The organism is Glutamicibacter sp. NPDC127525 (assembly GCF_042672105.1).
In the GTDB taxonomy this organism is placed as follows: domain Bacteria; phylum Actinomycetota; class Actinomycetes; order Actinomycetales; family Micrococcaceae; genus Glutamicibacter.
Genome location: NZ_JBHXVN010000005.1, coordinates 37,522 through 50,727 on the forward strand (window position 1 = coordinate 37,522; position 13,206 = coordinate 50,727).

The 13,206-nt window shown below is 63.5% G+C and carries 12 protein-coding genes; 3 read left to right on the top strand and 9 right to left on the bottom strand.

The genetic code is table 11. The features are described 5' to 3' along the window. Window positions 1-26: 26 nt before the first annotated feature. Both ACFVHU_RS12555 and ACFVHU_RS12560 read left to right on the top strand, forming a co-directional pair. Entirely contained in the window at window positions 27-1,310 is a 1,284-nt protein-coding gene (locus tag ACFVHU_RS12555) for a uracil-xanthine permease family protein (RefSeq protein ID WP_388024698.1), read from the top strand. Window positions 1,311-1,525: 215 nt separating this feature from the next. Next, the gene (locus tag ACFVHU_RS12560) at window positions 1,526-2,932 is read left to right on the top strand and encodes a sugar porter family MFS transporter (RefSeq protein WP_388024699.1); all 1,407 of its coding nucleotides are present in this window, start codon (window positions 1,526-1,528) and stop codon (window positions 2,930-2,932) included. 83 nt (window positions 2,933-3,015) lie between these two features. Here the strand turns inward: ACFVHU_RS12560 and ACFVHU_RS12565 are convergent, their stop codons facing one another. Further along, window positions 3,016-6,198, bottom strand: a complete 3,183-nt coding sequence (locus ACFVHU_RS12565; protein ID WP_388024701.1) for an HAD-IA family hydrolase — start codon at window positions 6,196-6,198, stop codon at window positions 3,016-3,018. A 218-nt stretch (window positions 6,199-6,416) separates the two neighbouring features. On the opposite strand from ACFVHU_RS12565, the gene ACFVHU_RS12570 reads away from it, so the two are divergent. After that, entirely contained in the window at window positions 6,417-7,268 is an 852-nt protein-coding gene (locus ACFVHU_RS12570; RefSeq protein WP_332503168.1) for a hypothetical protein, read from the top strand. 9 nt (window positions 7,269-7,277) lie between these two features. On the opposite strand, the gene ACFVHU_RS12575 is transcribed toward ACFVHU_RS12570, so the two are convergent. The 8 genes from ACFVHU_RS12575 to ACFVHU_RS12610 form a co-directional block, all read right to left on the bottom strand. Beyond that, complete coding sequence (locus tag ACFVHU_RS12575) at window positions 7,278-7,997, bottom strand: glycerophosphodiester phosphodiesterase family protein (protein WP_388024703.1); 720 nt, start codon at window positions 7,995-7,997, stop codon at window positions 7,278-7,280. Continuing rightward, the gene (locus ACFVHU_RS12580) at window positions 7,994-8,788 is read right to left on the bottom strand and encodes an HAD family hydrolase (RefSeq protein ID WP_105658659.1); all 795 of its coding nucleotides are present in this window, start codon (window positions 8,786-8,788) and stop codon (window positions 7,994-7,996) included. Before ACFVHU_RS12580 ends, ACFVHU_RS12575 begins: the two co-directional genes overlap by 4 nt. Further along, window positions 8,789-9,688, bottom strand: a complete 900-nt coding sequence (locus ACFVHU_RS12585; RefSeq protein ID WP_359189306.1) for a PfkB family carbohydrate kinase — start codon at window positions 9,686-9,688, stop codon at window positions 8,789-8,791. A gap of 9 nt (window positions 9,689-9,697) precedes the next feature. Beyond that, the gene (locus ACFVHU_RS12590; protein WP_332503170.1) at window positions 9,698-10,363 is read right to left on the bottom strand and encodes an alpha/beta hydrolase; all 666 of its coding nucleotides are present in this window, start codon (window positions 10,361-10,363) and stop codon (window positions 9,698-9,700) included. A 14-nt stretch (window positions 10,364-10,377) separates the two neighbouring features. Then, window positions 10,378-11,166 carry an enoyl-CoA hydratase/isomerase family protein gene (locus tag ACFVHU_RS12595; RefSeq protein WP_105662190.1) on the bottom strand — a complete coding sequence of 263 codons (789 nt, stop codon included), beginning with the start codon at window positions 11,164-11,166 and terminating at the stop codon, window positions 10,378-10,380. A 42-nt stretch (window positions 11,167-11,208) separates the two neighbouring features. Beyond that, window positions 11,209-11,925: a LysR substrate-binding domain-containing protein gene (locus ACFVHU_RS12600; RefSeq protein WP_388024706.1), complete on the bottom strand. Its 717-nt coding sequence runs from the start codon at window positions 11,923-11,925 to the stop codon at window positions 11,209-11,211. An 88-nt stretch (window positions 11,926-12,013) separates the two neighbouring features. Then, complete coding sequence (locus ACFVHU_RS12605) at window positions 12,014-12,445, bottom strand: universal stress protein (RefSeq protein ID WP_038992696.1); 432 nt, start codon at window positions 12,443-12,445, stop codon at window positions 12,014-12,016. Window positions 12,446-12,499: 54 nt separating this feature from the next. Continuing rightward, window positions 12,500-13,198, bottom strand: coding sequence for a dienelactone hydrolase family protein (locus ACFVHU_RS12610; protein ID WP_105658664.1), 699 nt, complete (start codon window positions 13,196-13,198; stop codon window positions 12,500-12,502). Window positions 13,199-13,206: the final 8 nt, after the last annotated feature.

Sequence of the window (13,206 nt, forward strand, 5' to 3'; positions counted from 1 at the left end):
ACCCGCAGGGCCCGGGAAGAGGAATCATGAGTTGGAGCATTCACGGCAACGGCAGGACCATCACCCCAGGTGAGGTAGTTGCCCCGGATGAGCGGCTGCATTGGCCGCAGACCGTTTCCATCGGAGCCCAGCACATCCTGGCGATGTTCGGCGCCAGCATCCTGGTGCCAACCATCACCGGCTTCCCGGTCACCACGACCTTGCTGTTCACCGGCCTGGCCACCGTCATCTTCTTGCTGATGACCAGGAACAAGGTGCCCAGCTACCTCGGCTCGTCCTTTGCGATGATTGCCCCGGTCCTCTCGACCACCCAGTCGCACAACATGTCCGGCGCGCTGGGCGGCATCGTGATGACCGGGGCCTTGCTGTTCGTTGTCGGGCTGATCGTGCAGAAGACCGGCACCGGCTGGATCCACGCCCTGATGCCGCCGGTGGTCATGGGCACCATCGTGGCGCTCATCGGCCTGAATTTGGCCAGCGCAACGCTGGTTCCCATGACCGAGTTCCCGCTGACCACTTTCCTCACGGTGATCTTTACCGTGGTCGCGACCGTTGCGTTCAAGGGCCTGCTGGGCCGGCTGTCGATCCTCATGGGACTTCTTTGCGGCTACCTTGTTGCACTGGCCCAGGGGCAGGTGAGCTTCAAGGCGGTTGCTGCCGCAGAGTGGATCGGACTGCCAGAATTCCACACCCCGACCTTCCACTTCGACACTGCGCTGATGTTCCTGCCTGCGGTGTTCGTGCTGATCGCCGAGAACATCGGCCATGTGCGCACCGTGGGCGTGATGACCAATCGCGACCTGTCGAAGTTCAACGGCCGTGCGCTGATGGCCGATGGCGCTGCCAGCGTGCTCGCCGGTTTCGGCGGCGGTTCGGCCACGACCACCTATGCCGAGAACATCGGCGTGATGGCCGCTTCGCGCGTGTACTCGACCGCGGCCTATTGGATCGCTGCGATTGTGGCCGTGGCCCTGGCCTTCCTGCCGAAGTTCGGCGCATTGATCGGCACCATTCCAGAAGGCGTGATCGGCGGCTTGGGCATCGTGCTCTACGGCATGATCGGCATCGTCGGCGCGCGCCTGTGGATCGAGGCGAAGGTGGATTTCGGCAACCCGATCAACTTGATGACCGCCGGCACCGGCCTGATTATCGCCATTGCGGTGACCAAGGAAATCGCTTTCGGCCAGCTCCAGCTGGGCGGCATCGCCCTGGGCTCGATCGCCACCTTGGTGGTCTTCCACCTGATGAGTATCGTCGCCAAGATGCGCGGCAACGATTTGGCGGACTCGCAGAAGCCTGCGGATAGCTAGCAAATAAATTCCCCGCAGGCCGGCATCGCGATAACTCGCAATGCCGGCCTGCTTTTTTGCCAAGAATTCGGGAGCTGGCCAGTCATGAACCGGCGACGCGCACTGGGCCTCCCCCGGTCTTGAAGTAAGGACTCCTTCCAATTTGTGATCGATCTCCCATAAAAAATCGGGAAATCGGGATTCTGCGGCTCTCGAATCCGATAGCATGGCTCATTGTGACTGCGACTACATCAGACGGAAAACTCTCCGCGCGACTCATCTTCATCGCCCTCGGGGCGGCATTGGGTGGGTTCGTTTTCGGATATGACTCATCAATCGTTAACGGCACCGTGGACGCTGTCGAGCACGAATTCGGGCTCAACGCGGTAACCATCGGATTCTCCGTTTCCTGCGCCCTGCTCGGCGCAGCACTGGGAGCTTGGATAGCGGGTGTGGTCTCCGAACGCGTGGGACGCGTGCGCACCATGCTCTTCGCCTCCATCCTCCTGGCAGCATCAGCCATCGGCTGCGGCCTGTGCTTCGGCGTAACCGACCTGATCATCTGGCGCATTGTCGGCGGCATCGGCGTGGGCTTCGCCTCGGTGATCGCCCCTGCCTACATTGCCGAGGTCTCCCCGGCCGCGCATCGCGGACGCCTGGGCACCATGCAGCAGATGGCCATCGTGCTGGGCATCTTCGTGGCCTTCCTGGTCAGCGCGCTGCTGGTCTTCGTCATGGGCTCGGCGGATGCCGTCGGCTTGTTCGGCCTGACGGCCTGGCGCTGGATGTACCTGTCGCTGCTGGTTCCAGCAGTGCTCTACGGCCTGCTCTCGCTGCGCCTGCCCGAATCTCCCCGCTACCTGGTCGAGCGCGGCCGCTTCGTTGAAGCAGCTACCGTGCTGACCCGCGATATGGGCATGAACGCCGGCACGGATACCGAAAAGAAGATCGAAGAGATCCGCTCCACCGTGCACATCGAGCGCCGCCAGGTCTTCAAGGACCTGCTGGGCCGCTTCGGCTTCCACCCGCTGGTGTGGGTCGGCATCCTGCTCTCGGTCTTCCAGCAGTTCGTCGGCATCAACGTGATCTTCTACTACTCCACGACGCTGTGGAAGTCCGTCGGCTTTGCCGAATCGGATTCCTTCACGATTTCGCTGATCACCTCGGCGACCAACGTGCTGGCAACGATCGTGGCGGTGCTGCTGATCGACGTGCTGGGACGCAAGCTGCTGCTCACCATCGGCTCGGCCATCATGACCGTGTCGCTGGGCATGATGGCGGTAGCGTTCGCGCAGTCGGTCACCATCGACGGCGCCGTGTCGCTGCCGGGCAGCTGGGGCATCGTCGCCCTGGTCTCGGCCAACCTGTTCGTGGTCGGCTTCGGCGCCACCTGGGGTCCGGCCGTATGGGTATTGCTCGGCGAGATCTTCCCGAACTCGATCCGCGCCATGGCACTCGGAGTGGCAGCCTCGGCGCAGTGGATCGCCAACTTCGCCGTTTCCACCACCTTCCCGGCCCTCGCCGAGGCAGGCTTGGCATTGGCCTACGGCATCTACGCATTCTTCGCGCTGCTTTCCCTGATCTTCGTGATCTTCCTGGTCAAGGAAACCAAGGGGCGCCAACTCGAGGAGATGACCCTCTAGGCACCACCCGCAGGGCATTGCGGATTGCGCAAAAGGAGGCAGGCACCAAGATGGTTCCTGCCTCCTTTTGCGTGCCCGGATGCTTACCAGGCCTTGTTGGGCACATCCACTCCTACGTCGCTTTGCAGCGAGAGCACATGCTCCAAGCTTGGCCGCCCTTCCAGCGTCGGGCCCTGGCCGGCGAGCGCCACGCTGACTGTCTGCTCCGGCTGCAGATCCACCTGCTGGCCGCGCACCCAGATCGGACGGGAGAAGGCTCCGTGCAGGGTGAAATCAATGGCTTCAGCCCGCAAGCCCACGGAAATCCTCATGCCCCGCCACCCGAGGTTGAAGCGCAGGGCCCGCCATTTCTCCGGGAGCCGCGGATCAAAGCGCAGCTGGTCGTCATCGTCGCGCAGTCCCGCGAAGCCGTAGATCAGCGCCGACCAGACGCCACCGGTCGATGCCACATGCACGCCGTCAGCGGTATTGCCATGCAGGTTTTCCAGATCCACGTTCAGCGCGTGCTCGAAATACTCCCAGGCAAGATCGCGGTAGCCCACCTCGGCGGCGAGAATCGATTGCACTGTCGCCGACAGTGTCGAGTCGCCCGTAGTCAGCGGGTCATAGTAGTTGAAATCCGCAAGTTTCTGCTCGGCGGTGAAGTCGCTGGAACGCAGCCACAAAGCCAGCACCGCGTCGGCTTGCTTGATGACCTGGAAGCGGTAGATCACCAGCGGATGGTAGTGCAGCAGCAACGGCCGCTTATCCGCACCGGTATTGACCAGGTCCCAGACTTCGCGGTTCAAGAAGTGCTCGTCCTGGGGGTGGATCCCGACCGTTTCGGAATACGGGATGTGCATGCAATCAGCGGCCTTGAGCCACAGGGCGATCTCCTCGTTTTCCAATGAGTGCCTGCTGGCCAGTTGCGCGAACTCGCGCGGATGCTCTTGGGCCATTTCGGCCAGCAGCTGGGCGCTGCGGCGCAAATTGAAGCGCGCCATGACATTGGTGTAGAGGTTGTCGTTGACTACCGCGGTGTACTCATCGGGCCCGGTGACCCCATGGATATGGAAGCGCTCATTGCCCTGCTCGCCACGCCAGAACCCCAGCGAGGCCCACATGCGCGCAGTTCCCACGAGGATTTCGGCGCCGCCGGCCAGCAGGAACTCGTCATCCTCCATGACCCCGAGGTACCGGTTGAGCGAATACACCACGTCGGCATTGATATGGTACTGCGCAGTGCCAGCCGGATAATAGGCGCTGGCTTCCTCGCCGTTAATCGTGCGCCATGGGAAGAGCAGGCCTTCCTCGTTCATGATCAGCGCCCGCCGGGTCGCTGCAGGAATCATCGAGACCCGGGCGCGGAGCGTGTTGCGCGCCCACTGCTGGTTCGTATAGGTCAAGAACGGCATCACATAGATTTCGGTATCCCAGAAATAGTGCCCGGAATAGCCGTTGCCGCTCACGCCCTTGGCGCTGATGCCCAGGCCGTCGGCACGTCCGGCAGCTTGGGCGAGCTGGAACAGGTTCCAGCGGATCTTGCGCTGCAGCTCGGGCTCATCGCTCTCCACCACCACATCGCTGCGGTCCCAGTAGTCGGCCATGAAACGGCGCTGGGTGCGGAAGTGCTCGTCAATCCCCAACAGCACCAGGTGCTCCAAGGCCCGCTCAGAACGCAAGAGCATCTCCTGGGCAGGATGGCGCCGCGAGGAGTGGTAGACCGCGTACTTGGAGACGCGCACGCCTTGCCCGGCTTCCAGCCTGGTGCTGATCACTTCATCCGCGCGGTCATCGTCCACCTTGCGGACCACGGACAGCTCCGCCTGCGCTCCGCCAGTGGTGGCCACCTCGTGCTCCACCATTGCTGCTACCGACATCCCGGATCCGAAGACCTGGTACGAGATGCCCAGCCGGGCGCCATCGCGGTGGGTGCCCGCCGGATGCAGCGGGTTGGCCCTGGCTTCCTCGCTCTTGCGCGGATCGGCAGGAACCCCGGCATCGGTTTCCTCCGGGGAAGCCACCTTCCGGCTGGAGCGGTACCCGATGACCGAAGACTGGACCAGCACCTGCGCCGGAGCATCGAGCAGGCGCACATGCACGTCCTGCAGCGCCACGTGGCGATCCGTGAAGGAAATCATTGAGCGGGCAGTGACGGCTACCCGGTGCCCCTCGGCAGTTCGCCACAGGGTGTGCGCGGTCAGCGTCCCGTCAAGGAAATCCAGGCGCAGCTCATCACGCAGCATCTCCGTGCGGCCGACTTCCAGGGCTTCGTCATTGATGAACACGCGCATGGTCCGGAAATCCGGGGCGCTGATCATGGTCTGCCCGGTTTCGGCCAGCCCGAAGGCGCTCTCGGCATGGCGGATTTCCCAGGTCTCATGCAGCCCGTTGATGAATGTGCCGCCTCCTTGGTCCCCCAGACCCAGTTGCGCAGCCCGTGCACCCAGAAAACCGTTGCCCAAGGAGAAAACGGTGTCTTCGGCGCCATCGCTGTCACGCTGGTTCCCGCGCCACAGCGACCAGGAGTCCTCTTCCCAGGCCTTGGCTGCTTGCTCGGAGACCAGTTCGGAAAGGTCATGAACCACAAAATGGGCCCCTGCATCCAGCAAGGCGGCCTCATTGCCTTCGCGGGCCACGCCGATGACTCCGAAGCCTCCGGCACGCGCTGCCCTCACCCCGCTGGTGGCATCCTCGATGACGGCGCATTCTTCCGGACGCCAACCCAGATCGGCGGCGGCAGCCAGGAACGTGTCCGGGGCCGGTTTGCCCGCCAGCCGGCGCGCAGCAGCTTCCTGGCCGCTCATCACCAATGGGAAGTGCTCGGCCAGTCCTGCGGCAGCCAGTACCACGCTGGCATTGCGCGAGGAGGACACCACCGCGACGTCCAGCCCGGCATCCAGCACCTGTTGCAGGTAGGCCACGGAGCCGGCATAGGGGTCGATCCCGTCGCGCTGCAGCACTTGGGTGAACTTTTCGTTCTTCATATTGCCCAGCGCGCAGATGCTGCCTTCCCCCGGCAGATCGCTTTCATCCCCGCGGGGCAAGCGGATGCCGCGGGATTCGAGGGTGGCCGCCACCGCGTCATAACGCGGACGGCCGTCAAGCAGGTTGAAATAGTCCTCGGAAGTGTATGGGGCCACGCCCGGGTGCTTGTCGAAAAAGGTGGTGAAAAGTTCTTCCCATGCCTTGCGATGCAGCAACGCGGTAGGAGTGATCACGCCATCCAGATCAAAGAGGACGGCCTTGTAATCACGATGTCGGTACTCAGGACGAAAAGCGTTCACAATCGAAATCCTTCGAAAGAGGAGCGAATTACTGGCCGTAGTCCTTACCGTAGCAACTGAACGCGCTTGCTTCGACATACTACGATAAGAATGTGGCTCAGTGGATAGATGTATGGAATAGCGAAGACTGGCGTGAGGCAACCGCCGAGTGGATCGATGCTGCGTGCGAGGCATATGGCATTCAGCGCACCGCAGGACCGGATTTTTGGCCCGCAGATTTGCACCAGATTCAGGCGGCGGTTCAGACCGGTGCCGCAGATCTGATCTTCAGCGCCAACGCTCCGGGGCTGGCTTCGGAACCAGCGACCACGGTCGCTGCCGGCCAGCTGCTGCCCGATCGCGTGGTGATGCCACTGGCTATCGACCGGATCGCCGGCTACATGCTCAGCCCGGATTTCGGGCACACCCTGGCGGATCTGGGCGATTCGGTGGAGAACTGGGAGCTGGCCATGGCCTCGCTCGGTTCCTTCCAGGTCGCGCTGATGGGCCACGAGGAAGAATTCTTTGATTCCGGGGTCACCGTGGTGGACCCGCAGTTCCTGCCCGAGCAGTACGAGCAGGCGCTGATGATGCATGTGTCCCTGGACCCGGCACACCCGCTGTACCTGGAGGGATCCATGGCGGACAAGATGGTTTCGCATCTCGATGAGTTGAGGAGGGCCACCGCTGCCCTTCATGCCGGTGCGGTGCCGTTGAGCATCGAGCACGGCAACTTCGATCTGTCGCAGGTGGTGGTTCCTGCCGAGGCCGGAGACCACGGCCGCATCCTGAATCTGTCCTCCGCGCACTGGGCTCACCCCTTCTCATCCCTGAACACGCCGCTGGCCGCCATGTGCGAAGCGTGGGATTGCGATACCGGTGATGAGCGCGTGATGAAGGTGCTTTTCGCGTACCTGGACCAGTTCTCTGCCTACGGCTCAGCAGATGAGCTGTACGACCTGATTAATCCAGCCTGCCTGGTTGCGCCGCTGTCGCAGCACGAGACCTGGTTGCGCCTGCTCCTGGATGCCAGCGACGAGCAACTGCAGGAGCACGCCGAGACCGTTTTGGGAACCCTGGATATCTCCTAGGGCCGCAGTTCAAGAGCCCAGAACCCTGGCCAGCAAGGCCGCGTCATCGCTCATGATGGCGTCGGCCTTGCGCTCCATCAGCAGCCGCATGGTCGGCTCGTCGTTGATGACCCAGACATGCACCTGGGCGCCGGCTCGGTGGACCGCCTTGATGAATCGACGGGTCGCTACCGGCAGCATGCCCTGGTTCAGCGGCACCTGGACCGCCCAGAAGCCTGCCAGCAGCCGCTTGGGAACCCAGCCCAGCAGGTGGGCGCACAGCCAGATGGCGACAATTTCCCGTTGACCCGGCGAGCGCCGTATCGGAGCGGAAAGCAGGTGGCCGACCGCGGCGCTGCATGCCGTGGAGAAGGACGCGAGGGCAATTTGCCGATGGGCTTTCCTGCGCTCGATGAGCTCGGCCAGCGGGCCGATCACGTGCTCGTCCTTGACGTCCAGGTTCAGTGTGGCGTGCGGGAACGCGTCGAGCAGTGCATCAAGCGTGCACAGCGGTTCCCCGCCGGCCCGCACCGTTGCCAGCTGCTCGTCGGTGAAGTCGTTGAAATTCCCGCTCGCGTCGGTTACCCGGTCCAGGCTCTGGTCATGGAACAGGTAGACCGTGCCGTCGGCGGAGGCGTGCACATCCGACTCCAGATGGGTGATGCCCAGGTCTGCGGCGCGCTGGAAGGCTGCCAGCGTGTTTTCCTCGTTGCCCGTGCGTACGCCGCGGTGCGAAAAGGCGTAGGTCATTTCAGCAGGCCTTCAATGACCTGGGCTACCCCGTCATCGGCCAGCGAGGGTGCACGGAAGCGGGCGGAAGCCAGCGCCATGGGGTGTCCGGAGGACATCGCGTAGCCGTGGCCGGCGTATTCGAGCATTTCGATGTCGTTGGGCATGTCGCCGAAGGCCATCACTTCAGCTGCGGCAATTCCCAGGCGCTGGCAGTATTCATGCAGCGTGGTGGCCTTGTGGATATCCACATGCGCCATTTCCAATAGGGAAACGTCGAAGGCGGAGTGGGTCACCGATACCAGTTCTGCCAGCTGCGGCTCAACCGAGGAATAGAACTTGTCTATCGGCAGGTGCTGGGAGCGGGCAAGGAATTTCACGATGCCCTCGGAATCAATTGACTCGCTAGCCAGATCCAGGACTGCCTGCACCCCGAAGTTGTGGTGGCGGTCGGCAAAGCCTTCACCCAGGTGCAGCCCCTTGGTGGTCTCGGCAGCGAAGGACGCGCGCGGTTCCAGCTCCAGGATGATTTCGCTCGCCCGCCGCGCGGTAGCCGCGCTGAGCGTGCGCGACCAGATCACTTCGTCTTGTTCCAGGTCGTAGAGCACCGCGCCATTGGAGCAGATGACCGTGCCCATCCCGCCGAAGGCTTCAATGATCGGGCTCAGCCAGCGGAAGGGGCGTCCGGTGACAAAGACGATCTGGATGCCAGCGTCGCGGGCTTGGATGAAGGCACGTTGGGTGCGTTCGGAGATGGTGCCGTCCTTGGCGACAATGGTGCCGTCGAGGTCCGAGGCGATCAGCTTGATCATCTACAGCTCCTCGCGGCGTGGCGGGTTCGCCCCGGCACGCTGCACGGTCACCGCGGCGGCCAGGGCCGCGAATTCCAGGGCTCGCGAAAGCTCCGCAATCTGCAGCTGGTTCAGCTTTTCGCGGTTGGCTGCGCCAATCAGTCCATGTTCGGCCAGCCAGCACAGCAGCGCGGCGGTGAAGGTATCGCCGGCACCCACGGTATCGGTGACTTCCACCGACGGCGCAGTGAATTCGGCGTCGCCGGCGCGAACGACGCCCCAGGACCCGCGCGAGCCTGCGGTGGACACAACGATCGCCGGACCCATGTCCAGCCAGGCACGGGCCGAGTCCTGGACCGAGCGCATCGGGTACAGCCACTTCAGGTCGATGCCGGAGACCCGCACCACGTCGGCCTGGCCGACGAATCGCTCGACTTCGGCCACGGTCTGCGAATGGTTGGTGACCAGCGACGGGCGCAGGTTCGGGTCGTAGCTGATGGTGGCATGGGTGCGCGCGGCCGAAAGCAGCGGCAGCAGTTCTCCGGGGCTGAACAGGGTGGCGATGGAGCCGGTGTGCACCAGCTCGGCATCCTGGGCCAGCTCCGGCCCGATGGTCGGCATCTGCCAGTAGGCGTTGAACGCGAAGGCCGCGCCGCCGGCCGGGTCGAGGATGCCATGGGCAATGACGGTGGCCTGGTCATCGGCTCCGCCCAGGTATGCCACGTTGTTGTCCTTGAGGTAATCCTCGATCTTGCGGCCTTTGTCATCGGCGCCCCAGCGGGAAATCAAGGTTCCCGGGTACCCCAGGCGGGAGAGCGCAACCGCGACGTTCAACGGGCTGCCGCCAACGAACTCCTGGGCTGGGGCAATGCCGGAGGCCAGGACGTCAACGAGGGCCTCGCCGATCACGGTCGGGTTCATGCTGCTCCTTCAGTAGTGCAGTGGGGACAGGGCACGCACGCAGGCAGCCCATTGGCTGCTGTGCGGATCGATCCAGGTGTAGTGGTCGCCCGCGAACAGCGAGAAGCTGTGCTCCTGTCCGAGCGCAGCGGCTTTCTGGGCTGCGATACGGGCAATTCTTACCGGAACATCGCCATCGTCCCGTCCATGAAAGATTACGACACGGGCATGCATTGGCCATAATTCCACCGGATTGCAGGCGCCCAATGGCGCGCCTGCGAGCATCTCGTCCACCGCGCTGCCGCTGAGCTTCAGGCGCTGCGCCGTTTCAAGGTCCAGGACCCCGGCCTGGCTGATCACCTGGGAGACCCGTGCATCATGGGCGGCCAACACGCAGGCCAATTGCGCTCCGGCTGAATGGCCGATCAGCGTGATCGGCCCTTCTTCCTTGACCAGGCCCAGCGCGAGCCGGGCATCGGCCAGCATTTTCGCCGCGCTGCCCGGCCCACGCCGGTATTCGAGGTTGTAGGCAGGGATCCCGCGGGCGGCGAGATCCTCTGCCAGGGGCACGCCGAGGCTAGCGGTGTACTTTTCACGCCAGTATCCGCCGTGGATGATCATCACCGCTCCGCGAGCGGTGGTGCGTTCCGGCTCGTAGAACTGGACCTGCTGGTCCGGGTGCGCCCCGTAGTGCATGGTCGGCGCCCCGGCTAGTTGCCCGGGAAGACCGCGGCGCGCTTTTCGACGAAGGCGGCACGGCCTTCCACCGAGTCGGCGGTTCCGAAGGCCTGCTGGAAGGACTGTGCTTCAACCAGCAGGGCGTCATGGGTGTTCAGCGCGTCCATGTCCACCATCGCGGCCTTGGCATTGCCAACGGCCGTCGGTGCCACCTTCGCGATCTCCTCGATGGTGGCCACGGCCTGGTCAATCAGTTCCCCGGCCGGGACAACGCGGTTGGCCAGGCCAATGCGCAATGCTTCCTCGGACTTGATGCGGCGGCCGGTGAAAACCAATTCACGGGCCATCGCGTTGCCGACACGTCGCGGCAGGCGCACCATGCCGCCAAAGCCGGGCACCAGCCCGAGGTTGACCTCCGGCTGCCCAAAGCTGGCCGTCTCGGAAGCGTAGATGAAATCGCAAGCCAGGGCGAGTTCGCAGCCGCCGCCCAGGGCGAAGCCGTTGACTGCGGCGATCACTGGAACCTGCAGCTTCTCCAGGCGTTCGGTGACCGCGTGCATCTGGCGCCCGTAGGCCAGCGCCGCCGCCGGGTCCATTTCGCGCAGCTGCACGATATTGGCGCCGGCGACAAAGGACTTCTCGCCGGCACCGGTGAGGATCACGCCGCGGTATTCATAGCCGGTGGCCTCGAACCAGTCCAGGAAGGCTTCAAGGTCGTTGACGACCTCTTTTGCCAACGCGTTCAGCGACTTCGGCTGGTTGACGGTCAGGATGAGGGCCGAGCCCTGGGTGCTCAGGCTGAGGGTATCGAATTGCTTCATACCCCTAACTCTCTCACGTAACGCGCGTCACGTATTGGATTGTCAGCGGTGCTTGCGTGGCTTTGCCTTGGCACCCTGTGGCTTCTTGGATGAGCTCTTGGCCTGCTGTTTTGCCTTGGCTTGGGCTTTCGCCTTGGCCTTCTTCTGCTCATTGACGCGCTTGGCCTTCTGCTCCTGGTTGCGCACCGAAGTCTGGCGCGAGGAGCTGGCGGTACGTCCGCGCACAATGCCGATGAATTCTTCGAGCAAGGCGGTGTCTTCGGTGGCGGTAGGCCAGGCGATGCCCACCTGGGTTGGCGAACCGTCGTCAATGAAGCGCACCACCACGTCCTTGCGGGCGAAGAGCCGGGCAATGGACTGCGTGGTGCGCAGCACCTGGGCGCCGGAAGCGACAACTTCCATCGCTACCGGAATGCCGCCCACGGATTCCGGGTAGTCGGCCAAGTCGAGTTGCGGGAAGGACTCTACGGTCTCCAGCGGAACGGATTCTTCGAAGTACTCCACGTCGTGGTCTTTGCCCGCGCAGACCACTTCGAGTTCCTCGTAAAGCGGGATGACGTGGCGCGTTGCGTCCTTGGGCGAGTCGCCGCGATAGCGCACGAATACTGCGTCAGCCTCGCCATTGGCCAGCAGATCCAGGATTTCCCCCTCATCCAGGCGCCAGGCTTTCAGCTCGATGGCAGGATAGCGTTCCTGGAAGCGGTCCATCCATTTGCCGGGGGTGACGCCGGTTGCGTAGGCGATTCGAAGTTTCTGCACGGGTTAAGCCTACGCTCTGCCGGGTTAAATGGCGCAGGCGGGCACCGGTGAACCGGTGCCCGCCTGCGTCCGCGCAAGCCGGGGAGGCCTACTTGTCGGTCTTGACGACCAGAACGTCGCATGGTGCCGAGTGGGCCACCGAGGAAGCTACCGAACCGAGCACGCGGCCCAGGCCCTTCATGCCCACGTTGCCGACAACGATCATCGAAGCCTTGCGGTCCTCGGCGTCGGAGATCAGCACGTCACCTGGCTTGCCGTGGCCGGCAGCAGCGGTGATCTTGACGCCTGGCACAGCGTTCTTCACGTCGTTGGCTACGCGCTGGGCCAGCTTGCGGGCCTGCTCTGCGTCGTCCAGGATCCAGGTATCGGAACCGATGGAAACGACCTCGGTGTTATCCGATGCGTGAGCGGTGATGACCACCAGGTCAGCGTCGAGCTTGACGGCGAGTTCTGCAGCGCGGCGGGCTGCGCGCTGTGCGGTTTCGGAACCGTCTACGCCTACGATGATGGTTTCAGACATATTGTTCTCCTTATATGAGTGATGCATTAAGTGATGGGTAACACTTTATGGCCTTTAGGCCACTTTAGCCTGCAAAAAGTCCACGGCGCGCTGCCATGCGATGGCAGCCTGTTCGGGATCGTAGTTGCCGGCAGGGTTCTCGTCGTTGTGGAATGCGTGATCGGCGTCGTAGTAGAAGTACTGGACTTCCGCGCCTGATTCCTGGCGAATCTGCTCTTCCTGAGCCTTCGCCTGAGCCGGCGAGTACATCTGGTCCAGGTTCGCGTAGTGGCCCTGGATGGCCGCGCGGACTCCGGAAAAATCGTTGGGCACACCCTGGCCGACGCCATAGAAAGGCACGGCCGCGGCAATTTTCCCGCCTTGCTGGGCAGCCATCTGCAGCACGAAACCGCCACCCATGCAGAAGCCGATGACGCCCAGCTTCTCGCTGGTGACGTGCTCATTGGCCAGCAGGTAGTCCACGGCACCGCTCAATAGCTGGGCCCCGGCGGCTTCCGGGAGCTGGGACATCATCTGCCCGGCTTCTTCACCGTCGTGGGTGATCCAGCCTCCATAGAGGTCCGGAGCCAGAGCCACGAAGCCCTGCGCGGCCAGCCGGTCGGCAACGTCGCGGATATGGTCGGTCAGACCCCACCATTCCTGGATCACGATGACCCCAGGGCCCTTGCCGGACTCCGGCAAGGCGAGATAGCCATGCGCTTGCGCGCCTGAAGAAGGGAAAGTCACGTTCTGGTGCGGGGTTTTGTCCGCCATGGTGCCTC